This window comes from Pedobacter sp. PLR (assembly GCF_026239675.1).
Lineage (GTDB): Bacteria > Bacteroidota > Bacteroidia > Sphingobacteriales > Sphingobacteriaceae > Pedobacter.
Map to the genome: position 1 here is coordinate 272,758 of NZ_JAPIVQ010000001.1, position 21,356 is coordinate 294,113.

A 21,356-nucleotide genomic window follows, 5' to 3' on the forward strand; every position below is an offset into this window, starting at 1 on the left:
TTAGGCCAGCTTTATAAAATCAGTCAGCCAATTAACAAAACTGATTCACTAAAACTCCAGACCAAGTTAATTCATATTTTACAATAATTGCAGCTTTATTTGTCGTTTAATGTAATTAGGGAGATCTTTATATCAAAAGAATTATAAACCTCTTCTTGCTTACCTATTGTAGAAAAATATTGAAGTAATTTTAGTGTTGGATCTGCGCCTTTTTCATAGTACCAGGCTGGTTGGTCGATACCATCGCCAATATCAGTGCGATAATAATCATTATAAACAAACCAAACCCGCTTTTTTCCTTTAAATCCCTCAAAGTCGGACTTCAAACGGTTTAAATAACTATCATAATTTTCTGAGACATGGCGATAGTCATTACCTTCAATCGCTTTATAATGGTTTGGATGAATTTTCTTATATACTTTGTATCCAGGAAGGTTATTCCAATAGACATAGACCACATCCCCTGATTGAAATTTCTCTGCGACTTCCGCAAGACCTTCCTTTTGAAACGAGCGTTTATGGCCTAGAAACTCCTCTGGATAAAGTACAGATTTCATGGAATTGACGAACAACCCCGAACACAGCAGCAGGGTAAAAAAAAATCTAAAGGACTGATTATGAAAACGATTCATCAACCACAAATAACCATTCACAACAAACAAAATGAGGATCGGGCTGATAAACACCCAGAATCGCTCTGTGAGTGGGTATAATTTTAATCCTGAGGCCAGAAACAGGAATAAAAAAGGAAAACACAGCACCAGGAAATCCTGGAGTCGTTTAAACAGAAACGCCACACCTAAAAACAACAAACCGAGTGGCAATACGACCAGCCACTTTACATTCCAAAGGAATCCCAGCGGATAATCAAACAACCGGTACAGATTAACCGCATACCATTTTAAATCCTCCATGGAGCCTGGAGGGAGCGGCATAAAATTGCTATAAAAGTCAAACCACTCCACAATCCATTTAGATTCGGCATGCTTGTGGGTAAAATAGAGGTAATTAATGCCAAAACTGAGGAACCAAATCAGGAATGGAATACACTGTTTCAGGAATAATTCCCGGTCTTTTTTTATTATTCTATAAATGCTGAGTCCTGTCGCCATCCCGGCAAGTATAAAAACACTTGCATAAGAAAACCATAAAATCAGGGCACCCATGAAGCCCCAAAGCAAAAGATCAGGGTAAGTACTTTTGTGCTGGAACTTAATATAACTGTATAAAATCACCAGCGTAGCCAGCATTTCTGTCTGATATTGCTTCACTTCCACCGCATGAAAAACAAGTGGTGTAGCAAACGCTAAAATCCCTAAACCCAGTACAGCCCCCTTTTCATTCGTAAAATACCGGCAAACGGGAATAAATAAAAACAAGGAGAGGATTCCACAAATCAAAGAGAATAGCCGCAATGCCATTTCTCCTGTTCCAAAAACTGCTACAAAAAAGCGGACAGTCCATAAAAAACCGATTGGTGCTTTTTGCTGATAATCCAAAGGTTTAGTGGCCAAATCCAGATAGTCCATCCTGATCAGACTGCTGGAAAGATAAATTTCATCCATCCATAGCGAGTGATTATAAAAAAAATGGTACAACCTTAGCACTATCCCTGAAATCAGAAATAAACACAACCAGACTTTATAATTACTAAACAGGGTTCGCTTCATTTTAAGAACCATTAGTGAATATCAGTATATAAATAATAGAAATATGTTTAAATTTAACAAAATTAATCTCCTATAGGTGAACAAGTTAGACTGGATAAATTTAAAAGCAATCATACTTGATGTGGATGGAACGCTGTACCATCAGTCGAAATTAAGAAAGAAAATGCTATTTCAGCTACTGAAATACTATTTATTCCAGCCTTTGCAAATCAAGGATCTTTTCATTTTATATCATTTCCGTAAGGAGCGTGAACAAATGGCCGGACATCAATACGAGCACCTGGAAGAGGTGCAATACCAGATGTGTGCGGACAAATTAAATCTGCCTGTGAAGCGTATTAAATCAGTCATTTCAAAATGGATCTTAGAGGCTCCAAACAAATATCTAGCGGATTATATTTACCCGGGTTTGGTTCAATTCCTGCAATTAATGAGAAAAGAGGGGATTAAAATCGCGGTTTATTCCGATTATCCTGCTTCAAAAAAACTAGCCGCCATGCAGCTCCAGGTGGATCTGGTAGTCGCTTCTACAGATCCATGGGTGAACACCTTAAAACCAAAGCCTAAGGGGCTGTTTTATATCTTAAACACCTTAGAATACTCCGCCTCACAATGTGTTTTTATAGGCGACAGAGAAGAACTTGATGGTCGCTGCGCCATACAAGCAGGGATGCCCTTTCTTTTGATCAGCAGAAAAAGAAATGAAGCAGACCAATTTTATAATCAATTGATCGAAAGTTATACCACCTATAAAACAAGAAATAACGCAGGTTAAGATGAAAAAAGCGGCCGTTCTCAAAGACTACATTGCCATTGCCCGACCAGACAACTGGCTGAAAAACATATTTATGATTCCGGGGATGTTGTTTGCGCTCTCCATATTTAAAACCCCTTTTGACGGCCATCTGCTCTTCAAAATCATTGTAGGAATAATCAGTACCTGTCTGATTGCTTCAGCAAACTATGTCATCAATGAATATTTAGATGTAGAATTTGATAAATTCCATCCTTTAAAAAAGAAAAGATCACTGGTGGTTACTGAAGTAAATCCGAAACTGGTTTACCTGGAATACGCAGTACTGGCATTTTTGGGCTTATTTATCGCGTACCTGGTCTCCTGGAAATTTCTTTTCACTTCTGCATTTTTGCTATTGATGGGTATCATTTATAACGTACGACCATTCAGAAGCAAGGAAAGGGTCTTCCTGGATGTGCTTTCTGAATCTATTAATAACCCCATTCGATTTGCACTTGGCTGGTTTATCTTTTCCCCTTCACTGGGTATGCCTGATACAAAATGGGATCTCAACTGGATCAACACCTTCCCACCTGCCAGTATCATCATCGCCTATTGGATGGGTGGCGCGTTTTTAATGGCCACCAAGCGATTTGCAGAGTACCGCCTGATTGGAAACCCGGAGCTAGCCGGACAATATCGCAGATCATTTAAATACTATTCGGAGAACAGCCTGTTGGTCTCCATGTTTTTCTATGCCATTACCTGTGCTTTTTTTATGGGGATTTTCCTCATTAAAGACAGGATTGAGCTGCTGGTCAGTTTTCCTTTCTTTGCCCTTCTTTTTTCCTGGTACCTCAGGATTGGCCTTTTGAATGACTCTCCGGTTCAGGGTTCTGAAAAATTACACACCAGAAAGTGGTTTATGCTTTATCTTTTCCTGTTCACCTCCTTATTGTGTATCCTGATGTTTGTTGAAATCCCATGGCTACATTGGTTCCTTCAAAATGCCAACAATTACTAAAGCCATATATATGAAATACAATAATTATGATTTAATTGTGGTAGGCACCGGCTTTGCTTCCACCTTCTTTTTAAAGAAATACCTGGAGAAAAGTAACAGCCCTAAAAAAATCCTTGTGTTGGACCGCGGCCATCTTTTCCCTCATGCAGAGCGATTAAAGCTGAAAAAAGGAGAACATTCTGATTTCAGCCAGAAGGAAGAACCATGGGAAGATGCCATTATAAATGAAAATAAAGCCAAAAGATGGCCCTTTACCTTAGGGTTTGGCGGTTGCTCCAATTGCTGGTGGGGTTGTACCCCAAGATTTATGCCTTCCGATTTCAAAATGAATAGCCTGTTTGGAATAGAAAAAGACTGGCCATTGGACTATGATGACCTTGATCCTTATTACTATGAAGCAGAAGAACTGATGTCTATATCGGGCCCGGAAGACACTCCATTTCCCAGAAAAGGAAAATATCCCCTTCCTCCGCATACTTTTACAGCAGTCGATAAAATTCTGAACCAGACTTATGGGAATAAATACATTAGTCAGCCTAGCGCAAGAGCCAGCAGGGCCACCAAAGGCAGGAATGCCTGTTTTGCAAGTTCCACCTGTGACATTTGTCCGGTAAACGCTAAATTCACCGTTGAAAACTCTGAAATAGGTGTTTATGAAAATGAGCAAATCGAGCTTGTTTTTGGCGCACAGGTCTATAGTCTGGAGACTGCCGGAAGCCAGATCAAAAAAGTGCTTTACGTTAAGGATGGAAAAGATTTTGAAATTGCAGGAGAAGTCATTGTACTGGGTGCCAATCCAATTTTCAACTCCAATATCCTGCTCAATGCTGGAGACAGCAATTTATTCACAGGAAAAGGTTTTGGAGAACAACTGGGGATGCAAGTACTCATTTATCTGGATAACATGAAAAATACCGGCGGCAGTACCTGGGTAAATGCAAATGGTTACATGCTTTACGACGGTGAACATCGAAAGGACTATGCCGCCTGCCTGATCGAAACCAACAATGCTCCCTATTATATCCGTCTGGAACGCGGAAAATGGCTAAATATGGCCTCTTTCCGTATGCTGTTTGAAGATTTACCACTTGATGAAAACTTCATTAAACCCTCTGCCAATAAATTAATTCCAAGAGTAAGTTTTACAAAGCGGTCTGATTACACCATGAAAGGCATCGCCAATATGAAAAAGAAACTTCCTGGCATTTTATCTTGTCTCCCTGTAGAGCAATTAAAATATCTGGAACCTTTTCCTAATGAAGGTCATATTATTGGCGGAACAAGGATGGGACAAACCGCTGCAGACAGTGTTGTTGATAAAAATATGATACACCACCAATATAGAAATCTATTTGTGCTTGGCGCCGGTTCATTTACTACTTTTAGCGCTTCCAATCCTACGCTCACACTCGCCGCATTGTCTTTATATTCCGCAGACCATTCATTTTAGCAAGCCATTTCATTATAACAAACCACTCATTCCAGCTGTCAATCACGCTACGCTTATGAAAAGAAGAACCTTTTTTATCCTCGCAGGCATCTCTACAGGTTTACTGATCCTTCCGCCAGCTTTGTATATTTCAGCACCACCATTAAGAAAATTTGCGATACAAATCATTCAAAAGGAACTCCATTACCTGAAACTGGAACCTTCTGGTGTAGAAAAGTATGTCGATGATTATTTCAACAGCTCGGTAAACGACATGCTGGTCAACTTGCGTTGGAAAACTTTCTATTATTTGAAAATTAGTCCGAATCAATCTGCCCGGGTATTTGAATTGATTAAATACTACCTACTGTCGTCAGATTTCTTTATTCATAAAACCGACGAAAGTAGAACCATTAACTACCTCGGACTTTACAACCCCTATAAAAGCCCCATTCCAAACCCCTATTCCTTCCAGATTTATCCTCCGGAAAGGCCATCAGCATAGCCCTGTAAAATGCGTACCCAATAAAATAACCTTATAGATTTCCTTTTTTAAGCTCATGAGCAGCATACTCGCAGGCCCTTGCGGTGAGCGCCATATAGGTCAAAGAAGGATTCTGGCAAGCAGAAGAAGTCATGCAACTCCCATCAGTCACAAACACGTTTTTAGCTGCATGAATCTGGTTAAAACCATTTAAAACAGAGGTCTTTGGATCTCTTCCCATTCTTGCCGTCCCCATCTCATGTACGGTAGCACCACCGGGTCTGTGATAATTGAAAATCTGAATATCTCTGAAGCCTGCATTATCCAGCATTTCTCCGGAACTATGTTTAACATCTTCCATCATCCGGCGTTCATTATCCTTAAACTCGAAATCAATCTTCAGCTGAGGCAGTCCCCATTTATCTACCTGACGACTATCCAGGCTTACCATGTTGTCATGATAAGGCAGGCACTCTCCCCAACCGGCCATCCATACAAACCATGGTCCCGGAGTGGTCAGTCTGCTTTTAAACTCTACGCCAAACCCATCTTCTGCGGAACGGTCTTGCCATTCTGCGCGCTCTCCATGCCCTTGAATGTTATATCCGCGAACAAAAGGCAGTTCTGTTTCATTTTTTAGGTTCCGGTACCTCGGGATTAAAAATCCACTCGGTCTTCTACCTTTATAATAAGATTCTTTATAACTATCGTGAACGCCATAAGCACCTGAAGAAGAATGATGATCCATCAGGTTGTGACCCAATTCTCCACTGTCGTTACCCATACCATCCGGGAACCGGTTAGACTTTGACTGCAATAAAATACCTGCCGTTGCAATCGTAGAAGCATTTATAAAGATAATTTTTGCATAATAATTGAAGCTTTCCTTAGTCAGACTGTCAATTACCCTAACTCCTATCGCCTTTTGAAGCCGGTCATCATATAATATTTCTGCAACAATAGCATGAGGGCGTAAGGTTAAATTTCCTGTGGCGAAAGCAGCAGGAATAGTTGAACTATTACTACTGAAATACCCACCAAAAGGACAGCCTCTTGAGCATAAATTCCGATTTTGACAAGGACCTCTATGGTCCCATCCTTTAGTCAGATTTGCAACCCTTGCGATGGTAAGCAACCGGCTCTGGTCATTTTTATGAATTGCATCTGCCAGGTGGCTTTCTATACAATTTAATTCCATTGCTGGTAAAAACTCACCATCCGGCAACTGGGAAAGCCCCTCATGTTTACCGCTTACCCCAATAAATTTCTCTACATATCCATACCAGGGGGCAAGATCATGGTAGCGGATAGGCCAGTCTACCCCATGTCCGTCTTTAAGATTTGCCTGAAAATCAAGGTCGCTCCAGCGGTAACATTGGCGCCCCCAGATTAGAGAACGCCCGCCAACCTGATATCCACGAACCCAATCAAACGGCTTTTCCTGGATGTAAGGATGTTCCCTGTCATTCACATAAAAATGTGCATTTCCAGGATCAGAATTTCTGGATTGAACCGGGCTTTCTTCTATTTCCTCGAGTGTATGATTCATTCCATGTTTGAAATCCCAGGGTTTTAACATGGCTGTAGGATAATCCTTGATATGTTCTACTTCCCGGCCTCTCTCCAACAACAATGTTTTCATTCCTTTTCTACACAACTCCATTGCTGCCCAGCCGCCGCTAATTCCAGAGCCGATAACTATCGCGTCATAACTAGTGTTAGCATCATTTGACCTATACATATAAAACTATTTTGTTGCCCAGGATCTCTGGTGTTTGGTGAGCGGAATACAGGCCAGGTAATTATGGGGAATATAATCGTAATCAAGCCCCTGAGTTGCCCCAACTTGCGAAATGCAATAACCTTCAACGGTGAGCTCTTTTAACTTCACAAAGAAAGGTTTACCTAAAAACTTTCGGTCAATCTTATTTAAGATGTTATAATGATAAACAGATTTTTTCTCGAAATGCTTTAGGATGGCAGTTTTATCTTCGATAGAACAATTGGAAAAGGAAGTATTGTAGGTATTTAAAGTATAACTCTTCAGCTCATTTAAACCGTAAATAAAATTATTCTGGGTTTTGATGTCCGTACAGGATTCAATCATATCCACAATAAAGACATCCACCTTTGCGTCTTTTGCACCAGGTGTATGTGTTCCGGGAATGATGACTTCAGCCAAATCTGCAATTAAGCCCTGCATCTCATGAAGAGAATTGTGATCTGGTTTCGCACTTAAGCTAAACCACTTGTATAATGAAAAAGAGGAGATCCCCAATGACGAAAAGACAGCAATGCCTTTAATTAACGTCCTTCTGTTCATTTTGTTTTAAATAACCTAAGCATTTCATCGTAAATATATAGATATATTATCATATTCCGAAAGGAATATTTACTCCTAAAAATAAGTTTAAACCATTATAAGGCACGAATATTGAGTATTCCTGAGTAATTTATTATATTTATTTAATTTTATCCCTATAATCATTTTAATGAGACCTTTATCTATTCCAAAAAACATATCTAAGTTTAACAAAGGTCGGGCCCAACTAGAAAAAGAAATCCCGGGTATTGCTGCAAATTTCAAGAGGTTATATTCCGAAAATCCGCTGATTTCCATCATTATACCCGCGTATAACGAAGAAGAGAACATCCTGAAAACATTATATTCTCTTTCCTTAACAACTTCCTTGCACAGTATCGAAGTTATTGTAGTGAACAACAACTCTAAAGATGCAACGGAATCCCTGGCAAGAGTTTGTGGAGTTACCTGTATTACGGAAACCAAACAGGGTATTACCAATGCAAGGAACGGCGGACTGGCTATTGCAAAAGGCACCTATATTATCAATGCGGATGCAGATACCATTTACCCTGCACCATGGATAGACGACATGGTTTTTCCGCTTATTAATGATCCTTCGGTATCTCTTACCTATGGTAAGTTTTCTTTTGTTCCGATTGCAGAAACGCCTAGACTGGTGTATTTCTTTTACGAATATGTATCCGACTTAAACCGCAAAATCTGTCAGTTATTTAAAGAAGAAGCGCTAAATGTTTATGGATTTAACTCTTCCTGCCGCAGGTTGGAATGTCTTTCGGTAGATGGGTTCAATCATCCTGAGGGAACTAATGAAGATGGTTGGCTGGCAATTAAGCTCCGTGAAAAAGGCTACGGAAAATTCCACTGGGTGACTACAAACAGAAGTATTGTGTGGACCACTGACAGAAGGATTCAAATCGATGGTGGCATCTACAAAGCCACTTACGACAGGCTCGCAAAAAACTTAAGCTTTACTCACTTACGTGCGCGGAACTAAGGTCCTGTAAACCTCTTCTACACTTCTGGTCATTCTGTCGATGTTGAATTTTTCGGCAACAGTAGCTCCTGCCTGTAAACCGAGTCGGTCCCGTAATCCTGTGTTTTCGATCAACACAGTGATGGCCTCCGCAATTTTGTCAGGGTTAGAAACAGGGATAAGAATCCCATTTTCATCATGCTGAATCAAATCATTAATTCCATCAATTTCCGTCGCAACAATCGCCTTTCTCATCGCCATCGCCTCTAACAGCGCAATGGGCAAACCTTCCCAAAGTGAGGGCAGACAAAAAATATCCACCGCATTCAATACATCCGGAATATCACTTCTAAAGTCCTGAAAAATCACACGGTCGTTCAGGTTTAGTGAAGTCGCAAGTTCCAACATTTCGGTTTTCAGTTCCCCATCACCAACAATCAAAAACTTCGCATTTAAATGAACCGGAACCTTAGCAATCCCCCTCAGGAAATTAAGCGGTTCTTTTTGTGCCGTAATTCTGGCGATATATCCTATCAAGACAGCATCTGCCGCAATATTTAACTCCGCTCTAACGTTTTTGAATGTCTGATCAGGATTGAACTTCTGTTGATTGATGCCGTTTAAAATCACGGTAGCATCTTTCATTGGGAATTTCGATAGCCCCTCATTCAGGTTACTTTGGGAAACACAAATGGTCTTATTTGCCATATTCACCAGAAAGCGTTCACTCAGGGTCCGGATGATTTTCACCGCTGACGATTGATCCGGATGAAATGACCAACCATGTACGGTATAAATAATAGGAATACCTAAAGATTTTGCCGTAGAAAAGGTATTAGAATTTGCTCTTGTCCCATGTGCATGAATCAAATTGATCTTTTCCTGCTCCACAATTTTCTTTACTGCCTTCCAAACCTTATAGTTGAAAGGTTTTTCGGTAGGCACCACATAGACTTTGAACCCATCTGCACGCAGTTTTTCAACCATTGGACCTTCAGTGAAGGATAGAATCACAGATTCAAATTCCTCCTTGTTCAATTCATTGACCAGATCCAGCACATGGGTTTCCCCACCTCCTACCTTACCTTGTCTGATCGCCTGAAGGATCTTTACTTTTCTTAACATACGTGTAAATAAAAATTATACCTCGTCAATTTTATGCTCATGATAATGTACCGTTGCAGTAGAAATTTTATTCGCACGCTTTGCTTTGAATAAAGACAAGATCTGTAAAAAGATAAACATTGGGATTTTGCGCAGCGCATGATACACCACTTTAGGCGCTTTAAAATAATTCAATGCAATAAAGAAGATCAGGAAGAAACTCAAAATAGCAAAGCCCCAGAACAGCAACATTCCCGGCATAAGGAACAAGTCGGCTAAAACGCTGAGTCCTGTTAGTCCAACAATGATAAATAAAGGAGGTCTGGAAAAAACCAATCCACATAAAAATTGATTCCAGTTGAAGTTCATCAGCCCAATAACCAGCAGTTTCACCCCCCTTCCTGCGTATTTAAACCAGGTATTGATCCATCGTGCCCGTTGATTCACCAGCTGATCAGGTTTAGACGTTTTCTCATCATAAACGATTGCCTTTTCTGCAAAAGCAATACGTTCTGCACGATCCAAAATACCCATTTGCAGCACCTTATCAAAACCGGCACCTTCAATATTTAAAGACTCCAGACATTCTCTGTAAAAAGCAGTCGTAAAAGCCATGCCTGAACCCGCAAGTGAAGCAGAAGAACCAACATCAAACAACAATTTCCTGTCTATAAAACGATAATACATATCACCTGCCTCATCCAGGCAAGCATAATCCGTATTCAAATTCTTCGCTTTCCGAACCCCCTGAACCGCAATAAATCCTCTGGCAAAAAAGTTATTTAATTCATTCAGATATTCCGGATCTACCAGGTTATCGCTGTCAATAATCGTCAGGTATTCATGCGCTCTTTTGAAATTCTTCACCGCATAAAAATGCGATTTGGTATTGCTGGCCAACGTTTCTTCCGGTCTGAGCAGGATAACGCTATCGCTGTTAAAATTCAAACCTGTGATGTCACAATTGTCAGCAACCACATAAACCAGATAGTTTTTATAATTCAATTTCAAAATAGAATCCACCACCGAAGGCAGCAAATTGGTCTGTTGATAAGCCGTTACAATAATGGCATAATCATATTCTTTTTGATCACCAGCAAGCGCCGGTAACTCCTGCTTTTTAAAATGCAGCAAATACAAGATCAGTGGTAAGATCAAATGAACACCTACCAACACCTGAAATACTACAAAAACAAAGTATAAAACCTCCATATTATAAAAACCCATTATCAGCTAATTCGTAGACTGTTTATTTCGTAGACCGCTCCTTTTGAACCGACCCTATTGCATTATAAATTTCTGCTACACTATTTTCCCAGGTATGTTCCAGTGCAAAACCCCTTCTTGCGTGATGTAGCTCCACCTGATCATTTTCCAGTGCAAGTGCAACCAGGCTAACATAATCTTCTTTTGACTCCGCAAGATAAACGAAATCACTAAAAGTTTCCATCGCTTTTGTAGCGGTAGCCACTACCGGTTTACCCATGGCAAGGTATTCATCTATTTTTCTCGGGTAATTCCCGATGGTCACTTCATTCACCAATTGTGGATTGATACAAACGTCAAAAGCATTGATATAATCCGGCAAATCGGCAATAGGCTTAATTCCGGTAAAAATGACATTAGGAATCCCATGGAGCAAACTGCTTTTAAACACCTCATCCTCAGGTCCAACCAACACAATATTCCATTCGGGTTTGGCCAATGCCAAATGCGAAATAATTTCTACATCTAAACGAATGCTCTGTAAAGCACCCACATAACCAATCACAGGTCCATTTAGTGCTCTTATATCAGCAGGAGCTTCCTTCTCAGCATCTTCTATAAAAACATCCAGATCGCAACCTTGTCCCACATAATAAGAATGGGGATTAAATTGTTTACAATAATCTGCAAGGAAAGTAGAATTGGCCACACAAAGGTCATTGCCGGCAATCAGTTTTGGCTCCAGCTCCAGACCATGTTTTTTCCAATAATCTACGGCCACCATATAATCTCTGGAGTAATAAATGCTTAGCGCAGGTTTTAAGAGCTTATTGAGAAAGAACCCCTTAAACATCTCATTATCATTAAAAAGGATGATATCCTTAAACTTTAGTTGTTCCAAAGCAGGTAAAATTGACCTCGACAGGATTTTATTATTTCGTAAATTCAGGAAATTAAAGACTTTAGTGCTCCCAATCCAGTTGATAGATTCTACCATACAATCCGGATAGAAATTCCACAGGTTATCTTTAATCAGAATCAGGTTTTCTTCTTTTCCCTGAATGATATCCAACCTTTTTTTGATTTTAGGGTCTTTTTTATTTCTGTACAGGGTAATCCGGTCTAAGGGGGAATTGATATATAGTACCCGATTATTTTTACTAAACTCCAATGCGATATTCTTACAATTACTCCCGATCTCCGTATCCCAGGGCTGTTGTCCAATTACTACAATATCCCTATTCCTGATCATATTACTCATGCAGACAGATTAAATTTCTCAACGCTTTCTATTATCATCTAATTCCCGGCAGCATTAATCCGCTCCCAAATCCCGGATGCTGGATTATATTGTTTGATCACTTTTGCCGGATTACCTACAGCTACGCTAAATGGAGGAACATCTTTGGTGACTATACTTCCGGCGCCAATGATACAATGTTTCCCCAGCGTAACACCAGCGGTTATTACTGAATTAGAACCGACCCACACATCATCCTCAATGGTGATCTGCTTACAACTTTCCTTTTGTCTTCTTGGGGAGATTTCAACATCTTCATAACCATGATTCAATGCAGAAATCACAATATTTTGTGCCAGCATCACCTCATTTCCGATCGTTACCGGGCCTATAATCACGTTCCCAATTCCTACTATCGTTTGATTACCAATAATCACATCACCCACCCCATTGTTAATGGTAGCAAAATCCTCGATGACAGACTTAACGCCCATTGTAAATCGATTGTAAGGAAATACATCCATACGCGTTCTGCTCCTGATGATAGAGCCCTTTCCTTTCTTATGTACAAAAGGATTCACTAACCAACTCACCCAAAGTCTCGGACGATGTTCATTGGCAGGGATCATCAACTTCAGCGCAAGCTTCTTTAATGCAGGATTAGATTTAATCTTTTCAACTATAGACATCAATACTGAAATTAGTTTTCATTTTTCTTTTTTCCTTTGAAAAACCCAATCAAGAAGCAGATCAAAGCCGGGATAGCGAATATTTCGAATGGCATTATATTTTTGGTTTTAAACTTCTATTATGCTGACTTCTTATTTCTTCTTCGATTTTAGGGCTGATAAACACGAGGACCCAGGAAATGTAGACTACGAAAGAGGAAGGTGCTGTATTGATGACCTCATTCGCATAGCTACAGAACAAAATACCCGCATAGCCCGAGGTCAATGCCATTGTCTTTATTCTCAAGCCCTGGTCCTCCGTCTTCCAGACAATACCACAACACTTTCCGAGAATATACATCATGATACAGAACCATAAAATGAAGCCTACAATTCCATACATTGCCCAGACTTTTACCCAATAACTATCAGGTTGTACAGTCGAAAGGAATTTATCTTTGTTATAAGTTTCTCCCCAGACACCGATTACACCTAGTCCACCACCGAAAGGTCTGCTATGCAGATAATCCCGTAAAATCTTTTGATTTATCAATCTAACGTTCAACGAAGCATCTTTTGAGTCCAGGGCAGACCTCAATCTAAGGATCTGATAATTTCCATTACCGATATTGGTGAATTTCAAAAAGCCGATAAAAGAAAGTGCTATCAATCCGCCAACAATCATGACTTTAAATTTTTTGCTTAGTATCAGGGCCAACATCAGCCCGATGATCAGTGCAAATAAAGCCCCCCTTGTTCCTGAAATCATCATCCCATAAACCATAATCATGGATGCGATAAGCAACAGGGCTCTCTTCCACCATTTAAACGGCCCCAAGGCAAGAATTAACGCGATTAATGCAATGTGTGCCTGGGATGCTCCAAATTGCCCAGCATCACTATAAAAAGAGAATACCCTTAATCTTCCCCAGATGAGGTGGGTATTCGAAGCTCCTTCATCCAAAAACTTTTGTTCTCCCGGAGACAAGCCTATATACATTTGTTTTAAACCATTAAATGAGGCCAATAAGGACAGGCCGATGATCAAATACAAAAAGGTATTTAAGTCTTTGTTCTTTTTCAATAAAAGAAAACCGAGGGGAACAATTAGAAAAGGATAGAAGGCTGCTGCTCTAATCTCTTGTAGCCATCCCTGAGGGCTGGCTCCTGCAGGATTTGCAACTTCCAGCACACTCACAATCAGCCAGATCGTTAGTAGCCAGACAAAGTCATTATTAAGGACTTTCCAGTCATATCTGTTTGCGGTAAAGATCACAGTAAGCCATCCCATTAAAAGAATCACTTCCTGTAGCGTTCCATAAGGAAAACCTCCTATCTCCCTACCTAAGATGCCGAAGGTAAAGACATAAAAGATCATCAGCCAGATGATCGTTTTAGGTTCCTGAATAAAGCAAATCTGCAGGGCGATCCCACAAGAAATCGCGATGACTAAAACTGGTGCTAAAATCCCTAAATCCACCACAAATAGAGAGGTACAGAGACAAATGAGTATTACAAGAGAGATAATTGTAATATTCAATTTACTGCGCTGTTTAAACCCTGGAGTGCTGTGCATTTAAAATCTTTTAAAAAATCTGTTCATTAAAGATAGAACTCTAAAACTAAATTTTAGTTTTTACTGTTCGTCCGAATTTTGTTCAGAACCCATCCTAACAAACCAGGTTGTTCCTTCAAATAATTAAGTGCATCTCTGTCTGTATCCGAGATCACTCCTCCTACTTCAAAAACAATCAGACTTTTTTCTGTAAACATCAACCATTCCTTAGCGATATTAAGATCTCTCATGCTATTGACATCAATGATAATCAGGTCAAATTCCTCTCTTAAAACATCAAAACCTGCTTTCAGACTTTTATTGCTTTGTAACTCTAATAGAGAAGTATTGTCATTGTTTTTATTCAATACGGTGATGAGGTCATCTGTACGGATTTCTTTTTTAACCAGGAAGGTCTCAAAATTTTCTCTGGTCACCAGTTCTTTCGTATTACTTGCTTCCGGAGTATGGTTTTCGCCACCAATCAAGAGAATTTTCTTTCCGGTCATGGCAAATGCCTGTGCCAGACTGGAAGCCAGGAAAGACTTCCCTTCACCTTCTCCGAGGCTGGTAATGCCCAGAATTTTACTATCATCGGCTTCCATGTGGTTAGAAATCTCCAACCTGATGGACCTCAGTAAATTCTTATAAGCAATATAATCCGGGTTATTGGCATCATTCCAGATGCTTTTGATAGACTTGCCTTGCACATCTACTAAAGTCAGGTTTCCAATTACCGGTAAGCCACTCACTTGTTCCAGTTGCTTAGGCGTGTAAATACTATTGTCCAGAAAGAAAAGCCCTACTACTGCCATAAAGCAAAGCGAGAAACTTCCAATTCCTGAAAGGGCAAGATAGATAATGGCCTTTGAAGGTTCAGGAGTACCTATAAGTCCGTACTGAGCAATATTTAACTTTAAGCCGATATTCTGTTCCGTTCTGGTCTGATTATAGCGATTCAAAGCTTCCATATAATCCTTGGTAGCCAGATCAGCATCCCGCTCATAGTTTTGAATTCCAGCATCAAAAGGTACCATTTTGTTGTATTTCCCCCTCAACATCGACAATTCTCTATCGATAGAAGCAATGCTACTTCTGGCCTGGTCGGTGGCAATTTGTAATGCTGCTCTTTGTTGTATCAGATTTTGTTTTGAAACCGTTGGATCTGTGATGTTATTGTCTGAATTACGCGCGGTCATGTTACTCAGTATATTACTGAGTGAATCAATTTTACGCTTATCAGAAACTTTAAAACCACCATCAATATAACGGTCGTTCGCAATTTTAAGCTGGTTCTTAATGTTTACAATATCTCTGTTATCTGAAATGACACTTCCACCTACGTATGGATCACTACCTCTTAGCTTTGCTTCAATTGCCGCTATAGCACCTTGATTTGACTGTATAGACCTCACTGCCTGAGCTTTTAACTCTTCATTCTGAGAAATCTGACTGTAAACAATTTCACTTTGCTTATCCAGATTCAGGACGCCATTGGCCATCTTGAAATTCCTCAAAGCCTCGTTTTTCTGATTCATCACATCTTCCTTCTTACGCAGCAAGGAATCCAGCATAACGATAGAGTTATTCTGATTGAAATTTACATCAAGTGTATAGTTTGAAATGAATTCCTTTGCCAGCGTATTCACTACATAAGCAGAAAGTTCAGGATTCTCAGAAAGGTATTTTACCGTGATGAAATCACTGCCATCACCATGGCTGATACTCAGTTTTTTATCCAGCGATTTTTCATCATACCCCATTGAGGCCACAATATTATAAAGCGGATACTTCTCTTTATTATCAGCAACAGTTAAGACACTTTTCTTTTCGAGCTTACTCTTCACAAGCTCAATCAATTCCTTTTTTTGAGGAGCTGATAAAGAATCAATCTTCTGGCTGTATTTCTTAAATGAATTCTCAGGACTTTCTAAATCATGCAGGATCAAATTATAAGAAAGAATACTCATGATTTTTTTCATTTTCATCTTCTCCATAATATTGGCGAACTGCTGACTGGTTTGGTAGTAATCCCTCCCCTGTCCGGCTTCCGTATAGACTTGCTTTGATTGATCTACCAACCCTGTTGAAATCTGCGCTTCTGAACTGTATTCATTGGGCATATTTTTCACCATAAAGTATGTTATTGCCACAGCAACAACAGGCACGATGATTACAAGCCACTTGTATCGGTTTAAATGTTTTGAAAAATCCTTAAAATCCATTGAGGTAAAATAATAATAAATATAGTTATTTAACTTCTGATAATTTCACACCAATAATCTCTTCCAATGAATCTTTTGCGGACAGAAGACTTACTTCAGATTGGATCTTAGAGGTTAATGAGGTCGATAAGTTAATTCTGGATTGGTTGTAGATATCTAATGAAATTTCACCCTTCTCAAACTTGTATTTTAAGTTATCCGCCACATTTTTATTGTCTTGTACACTTTGTGTATTTATCTTCAACTGACTAAGCTGCTGAATATAAGCGTAATATCTACGTTTCACTTCTACTTCAATTGCAAGTTCATATTCTTCAGCCTGATACTGAGCGATTTTTAAATCAGATTTAGCCTTTTTTGCGTTAAATGGTTTTTGAAGAAAGTTGCCAAGGTTAAGGTTTATTCCAAACTGGAATCCATTTACATTATATGGATTAATCGGATCTAATACTGTTTTATCCTGAGGTCTATAGAAATAGGACCCATTGAATATATCCAGATAAGAAAGTGATGTGATTGGAATTTCTGCTTTTGCTTTAGTAACCGTTTCATTTAACGCTTTCCTTCTTGGGTAATTTTGCTTAGCCAATGAAATGTATTTCTCCAGATCAGCGTACTTAATATCTCCGATGATTGATTCCTGGGCATACGTATCCAGGCTTAAGAACATTAATACAATTAATGCCATTTTAAATAGATTTTTCATGATTTGAGGTGGTTAATAGGGTTATTCTAAGCGTTTATTTTTTTAATCAGGTTAATTTCAGGCTATACTTCTTCTTTTTGAATCAGTGCAGGAATCGTTTTCAATATAATTTTCAGGTCTAGTAAGATCGAATAATTGTCTGCATAAAAGTTGTCCAACTCTTTACGTTCAGTTTCAGACATATCTTTCTTCCCTCTTTTACTGATTTGCCATAGGCCGGTTAAACCTGCCGGACCCAAAAACCGGGTAGACCATTCATTAGTTGTCAGTTGTTCTGCTTCATACAGTGGCAGTGGGCGATTGCCTACCAACGACATATCTCCAATGAAAACATTGATCAGCTGTGGCAGCTCGTCGATACTTGTTTTCCTTAAAAAAGCCCCTAGTTTGGTAATTCTAGGGTCGTCTTTAAATTTCACAAAAGCGGCTTTACTATTCTTTTTATCAGATTCATTAGCATACTGATTCAGATCAGCGATAGAGTCGAGCATCTTATCTGCATCACTTCTCATTGATCTGAACTTATAAAAATCAAAAATGCGATAACCTGCGCCTACCCTTTTACTCTTATAAATTACCGGTCCTTTAGATTCCAGGCGGACTAAAATGGCCACGATAATAAACAAAGGAAATAAAGCCAATAGGGCCATACCTGATGCAATCAGGTCAAACGCGCGTTTAGCGAAGGGTGTTTGGTATTCTACTTCTACCTGTTGGGCAAGTTCCATCAGCTTGGGTTTGATTAACTTAAATTTAACTAAAAAATTAAGTCTTTCACAGAAATCTTCTAAAGGAAATGGATAGGTGTAATAATCGTTCACCTTTAGCTCCAGGGCTTTCATTCTCCATTTCTTATCTTCTTTAATACCAAGAAGGACAATTATCAATCCCTGAAGTAATGGGTTTTTCTTAATTTCTCTGATCTGATCAAAGCAATTCTTATTGTCGTCTACTTCAATTAAAATAATATCAGGTAAAGTCAACAGAGATTGTTGATCCAGGTATCTTTTAAAATCTTCAGGATCCTCCATTTGCTCCACATTGGCATCAAACTCCTCAGAAATCACACTTTTAAGGAGTTTCCCAAAATGCACAATCTTAGCATTTATCTGAGGACGATTAATTGTAGAGGTATTCATTATACGATAAGTTGAGCAATTTGAGTTTTTAATGTAGCCGGATTAAAAGGTTTTTCCATATAACTGTCTATCTTAAACGGCATATTTTTTACTTTTTCAGCAAGATCTTCAGCACCAGACAACAGGATCACCGGGGTATTTCTGTAGAAGCCACTGATTTTCAAATTTCTGATTAAGGAGCTACCATCAAAGTAAGGCATCATCAAATCAGAGATAATCAAATCAGGATCATTCCCTTCTTCCAACCATGCAATCGCCTCTATTCCACTCTTTTTGATGATTAAATCATAATCTGCGGCTAAGATAAAACTCAACAACTTGAGAATACTAAGTTCATCATCAACAATTAATATACTTCTCTTGTGAGCGGTTTTACTTTCCATGTATTCTTTCGTGTGCGTCTTACCTGAACTCCATAACAAAAATTTATCCAAATATGGAGAATGATCTGTTTCAGGAGACCTGGGTGTACTGTTGTTGTTACTGATTTTATCTGTAAACATAATGCTTTTTCTAGTTAAAACTTTAATTAAACTTTCTTTGATTTAAAAAAAGCAGGAATTACTATACTCTGCATTTCCCATCAGCTCAATTATTTTATTTTGATCACAAACGTCTGCGTACGACTTTCCCCTTCGGTCCAGTCTTTCAACTCATTAGACACTACTCTACCAAAAGAATCCATCACTAAAAGTCTGATTTTTTGCTCCTCTTTTGAAAGTACTTTTGTGATCAGATTAAAGCCATCCGCATAAAAAAAAGCAATATCATTACTTCCCCTGTCGATCCTCACCTGGTAATCCTTATTATTAACCTGATAGTTTATCACACATTTATTACATTCAACTCTTAAAAGCCCTGCATTTTTTAAAACTTCAGGGGCATCACTATCTAAAGCCTCCTTTTTACAGCTGCCCAGTAACACAACAACGAATAACAATAATGGATATAATGCCCTCATTTTCCTGTAGTTTAATGAAATATTAAAGGAAAAAACCAAGCCAGGCCTTTATTTTGGCAGAATCAACCTGAAAATAAAGCAATAAACTTAGATGCAAGCTAACTGAGCGCTATTTTCGATATTAAAAATATAATTGATGATTTCATAAACATCAATTATAGGTGGTTTATTTTCCCAATAAAGACCCCATTGTGGGCATTTTTCTACAACTTATCACCCTAAAATAATAGGTGTTACACCGCTAAATTAGCCTGTAAAGCGTATTTTGAACCATTTTATTTGTCCATCAGCGGACTTGGTTCAGGAGGGGTATTCGGATATCTGAGGTCATTTTCACCATCGGGATTCCCCGAAACCCGTTCATGGTCGCTATTCAGATAGCTGTTAAACGAAAAATCCTCGGAAGAGCCATCGGCATCCAGTCCAAGGTTGTTCTTTTCTTCATAAATTCTGTTGCTAAGCTTGTTTTTCCTGTAATTCATCCTGATATCGTTTATATTATTCTTTAATTTTCCAGCAGACCTGTCCTGTTAAAAATTCAGCTCCTACCTGATGGAATATAAGCATGTTCATACAAGCAATCCTATTGCTCTGGAATCCAGCTAAAACATACCTAAAGTAGATATTAGTCCGGATAAATTAACAAGCAGCGCTGATATAGGTTTTAACAAAATAAAATTTCCTGAATTTAAAATATCCTCCACCCTCATTTTAAGATTTTGATATTAATGTTCAATTCATTATTTTCACCTCGAAATATATATATAAGAATATGCGTACAACAGGAAAAGTTAAATGGTTTAATTCTGCAAAAGGGTTTGGATTTATAACTCCAGAAGATGGAGGAAAAGATATTTTCGTACATTTTTCTGCGATTGCAGGAGATTCATTCAGAGAATTGAATGAAGGAGACAGCGTAGAATTCGAATTGAATGAAGGAAAAAAAGGTCCTGAGGCTTCTAACGTAACCGTTCTTTAGTCTTTACATTCATTTTATAAAGGGGGGTATGCTCAGGCATCACCCCTTTTTTTATTTATAACAGACCATGCTAAACAAGTCAACAGCTATAAAAAAACAGACCATCAGCATTCTTGGCTGTGGCTGGTATGGATTGGCACTGGCCAAACGCCTTCTGGCCGCAGGATATGCGGTGAAAGGCTCTACCACCAGTCCGGAGAAAGTCGAAATTCTTTCTTCCCTGGGCATCCAGGCCTTTCTACTTAATTTTCAGGAGCAGGAAATAAAGAATGATCCCGATTTTTTTAACACAGACATCTTAGTCATTGCTATACCTCCGAAAAGAAGCAGCTCGGAACAGTCTACTTTTTCAGGAAAAATCCAAAAGATCTCTAGCCTTGCGCAAGCAGCAAAAGTTCCACAGGTGATTTTTATCAGCTCCACAGCAGTCTATGGGGAGTCTAATGCTGAAATCACCGCAGCCAGCCAGCCACTACCTGATACTGCATCAGGGAAAGCAATGCTGGAAACAGAGCAATTATTATCTGCCAACACTTCCTTTTCGACAACCATCCTCCGTTTTGCCGGACTCATCGGACCGGGAAGAAATCCAGGAAGGTTCTTTGCCGGAAAGCAAGACATCCCTAACGGGCAGGCTCCGGTTAATCTGGTCCACCAGGAAGACTGTGTCGAATTTACCCTGGCGCTCATCCACCAGGCTGCCTTCGGTGTTATTTACAATGTATGTAGTCCAGACCACCCCAGCAAACAGGAATTCTACGTCAAAGCAGCGCGGCAATCTCAACTTCCTTTACCATCCTTCAACGATGAGCTGTTAAAATGGAAAATTATTTCCGGTTTACCGGCCAATTCTGCTTTCAATTATGAATACCGGATCGCTGATTTTTCAAAATGGATGGACACTGATAGCTTATAAATTGATATATTGCTG

At 39.2% G+C, this 21,356-nt stretch carries 21 protein-coding genes; 7 read left to right on the forward strand and 14 right to left on the reverse strand.

Annotated elements, in window-relative coordinates:
• Positions 1–95: 95 nt before the first annotated feature.
• Positions 96–1,565, reverse strand: a complete 1,470-nt coding sequence (locus OQX61_RS01140; protein ID WP_265839801.1) for a glycosyltransferase family 39 protein — start codon at positions 1,563–1,565, stop codon at positions 96–98.
• Between the two features lie 181 nt (positions 1,566–1,746).
• Here OQX61_RS01140 and OQX61_RS01145 point away from each other — a divergent pair, with 181 nt between their 5' ends.
• Genes OQX61_RS01145 through OQX61_RS01160 form a run of 4 tightly spaced genes read left to right on the forward strand, consistent with a single transcriptional unit; the run spans position 1,747 to position 5,364 of the window.
• Entirely contained in the window at positions 1,747–2,445 is a 699-nt protein-coding gene (locus tag OQX61_RS01145) for an HAD family hydrolase (protein ID WP_265839802.1), read from the forward strand.
• Between the two features lies 1 nt (position 2,446).
• Positions 2,447–3,430 carry a UbiA prenyltransferase family protein gene (locus OQX61_RS01150; protein ID WP_265839803.1) on the forward strand — a complete coding sequence of 328 codons (984 nt, stop codon included), beginning with the start codon at positions 2,447–2,449 and terminating at the stop codon, positions 3,428–3,430.
• Positions 3,431–3,440: 10 nt separating this feature from the next.
• Positions 3,441–4,880 carry a GMC oxidoreductase gene (locus tag OQX61_RS01155; RefSeq protein ID WP_265839804.1) on the forward strand — a complete coding sequence of 480 codons (1,440 nt, stop codon included), beginning with the start codon at positions 3,441–3,443 and terminating at the stop codon, positions 4,878–4,880.
• Between the two features lie 55 nt (positions 4,881–4,935).
• The gene (locus OQX61_RS01160; RefSeq protein ID WP_265839805.1) at positions 4,936–5,364 is read left to right on the forward strand and encodes a hypothetical protein; all 429 of its coding nucleotides are present in this window, start codon (positions 4,936–4,938) and stop codon (positions 5,362–5,364) included.
• 31 nt (positions 5,365–5,395) lie between these two features.
• On the opposite strand, the gene OQX61_RS01165 is transcribed toward OQX61_RS01160, so the two are convergent.
• On the reverse strand, positions 5,396–7,084 hold the full coding sequence (locus OQX61_RS01165) for a GMC family oxidoreductase (protein WP_265839806.1): 1,689 nt from the start codon (positions 7,082–7,084) through the stop codon (positions 5,396–5,398).
• Positions 7,085–7,090: 6 nt separating this feature from the next.
• Positions 7,091–7,666: a gluconate 2-dehydrogenase subunit 3 family protein gene (locus OQX61_RS01170; protein WP_265839807.1), complete on the reverse strand. Its 576-nt coding sequence runs from the start codon at positions 7,664–7,666 to the stop codon at positions 7,091–7,093.
• Between the two features lie 169 nt (positions 7,667–7,835).
• Here OQX61_RS01170 and OQX61_RS01175 point away from each other — a divergent pair, with 169 nt between their 5' ends.
• Entirely contained in the window at positions 7,836–8,663 is an 828-nt protein-coding gene (locus OQX61_RS01175; protein WP_265839808.1) for a glycosyltransferase family A protein, read from the forward strand.
• Here the strand turns inward: OQX61_RS01175 and OQX61_RS01180 are convergent.
• The 11 genes from OQX61_RS01180 to OQX61_RS01230 all read right to left on the reverse strand — a co-directional run bounded on the left by OQX61_RS01180 (position 8,646) and on the right by OQX61_RS01230 (position 19,928).
• Positions 8,646–9,767: a glycosyltransferase family 4 protein gene (locus tag OQX61_RS01180; RefSeq protein ID WP_265839809.1), complete on the reverse strand. Its 1,122-nt coding sequence runs from the start codon at positions 9,765–9,767 to the stop codon at positions 8,646–8,648. The genes OQX61_RS01175 and OQX61_RS01180 overlap by 18 nt on opposite strands.
• 15 nt (positions 9,768–9,782) lie before the next feature.
• Positions 9,783–10,973, reverse strand: a complete 1,191-nt coding sequence (locus OQX61_RS01185; protein WP_265839810.1) for a glycosyltransferase — start codon at positions 10,971–10,973, stop codon at positions 9,783–9,785.
• A gap of 22 nt (positions 10,974–10,995) precedes the next feature.
• A complete protein-coding gene (locus tag OQX61_RS01190; RefSeq protein WP_265839811.1) occupies positions 10,996–12,213 on the reverse strand; it encodes a glycosyltransferase in 1,218 nt (405 codons plus the stop codon).
• A gap of 38 nt (positions 12,214–12,251) precedes the next feature.
• Positions 12,252–12,881, reverse strand: a complete 630-nt coding sequence (locus OQX61_RS01195; RefSeq protein WP_265839812.1) for an acyltransferase — start codon at positions 12,879–12,881, stop codon at positions 12,252–12,254.
• 94 nt (positions 12,882–12,975) lie between these two features.
• A complete protein-coding gene (locus tag OQX61_RS01200) occupies positions 12,976–14,400 on the reverse strand; it encodes an O-antigen ligase family protein (protein ID WP_265839813.1) in 1,425 nt (474 codons plus the stop codon).
• 89 nt (positions 14,401–14,489) lie between these two features.
• The gene (locus OQX61_RS01205) at positions 14,490–16,640 is read right to left on the reverse strand and encodes a Wzz/FepE/Etk N-terminal domain-containing protein (RefSeq protein WP_265839814.1); all 2,151 of its coding nucleotides are present in this window, start codon (positions 16,638–16,640) and stop codon (positions 14,490–14,492) included.
• A 25-nt stretch (positions 16,641–16,665) separates the two neighbouring features.
• Positions 16,666–17,346: a TolC family protein gene (locus OQX61_RS01210; RefSeq protein ID WP_265839815.1), complete on the reverse strand. Its 681-nt coding sequence runs from the start codon at positions 17,344–17,346 to the stop codon at positions 16,666–16,668.
• 62 nt (positions 17,347–17,408) lie between these two features.
• Positions 17,409–18,485 carry a sugar transferase gene (locus OQX61_RS01215; RefSeq protein WP_322973516.1) on the reverse strand — a complete coding sequence of 359 codons (1,077 nt, stop codon included), beginning with the start codon at positions 18,483–18,485 and terminating at the stop codon, positions 17,409–17,411.
• Complete coding sequence (locus OQX61_RS01220) at positions 18,485–18,988, reverse strand: response regulator (protein ID WP_265839816.1); 504 nt, start codon at positions 18,986–18,988, stop codon at positions 18,485–18,487. The genes OQX61_RS01215 and OQX61_RS01220 overlap by 1 nt, the downstream gene beginning before the upstream one ends.
• Before the next feature lie 89 nt (positions 18,989–19,077).
• Positions 19,078–19,446, reverse strand: coding sequence for a hypothetical protein (locus tag OQX61_RS01225; protein WP_265839817.1), 369 nt, complete (start codon positions 19,444–19,446; stop codon positions 19,078–19,080).
• A gap of 275 nt (positions 19,447–19,721) precedes the next feature.
• Positions 19,722–19,928 carry a hypothetical protein gene (locus tag OQX61_RS01230; RefSeq protein WP_265839818.1) on the reverse strand — a complete coding sequence of 69 codons (207 nt, stop codon included), beginning with the start codon at positions 19,926–19,928 and terminating at the stop codon, positions 19,722–19,724.
• Positions 19,929–20,218: 290 nt separating this feature from the next.
• Between OQX61_RS01230 and OQX61_RS01235 the strand changes: the two genes are divergently transcribed.
• Entirely contained in the window at positions 20,219–20,425 is a 207-nt protein-coding gene (locus OQX61_RS01235; protein WP_062548063.1) for a cold-shock protein, read from the forward strand.
• A gap of 67 nt (positions 20,426–20,492) precedes the next feature.
• Complete coding sequence (locus tag OQX61_RS01240) at positions 20,493–21,341, forward strand: SDR family oxidoreductase (protein ID WP_265839819.1); 849 nt, start codon at positions 20,493–20,495, stop codon at positions 21,339–21,341.
• The last annotated feature ends 15 nt before the right edge of the window (positions 21,342–21,356 follow it).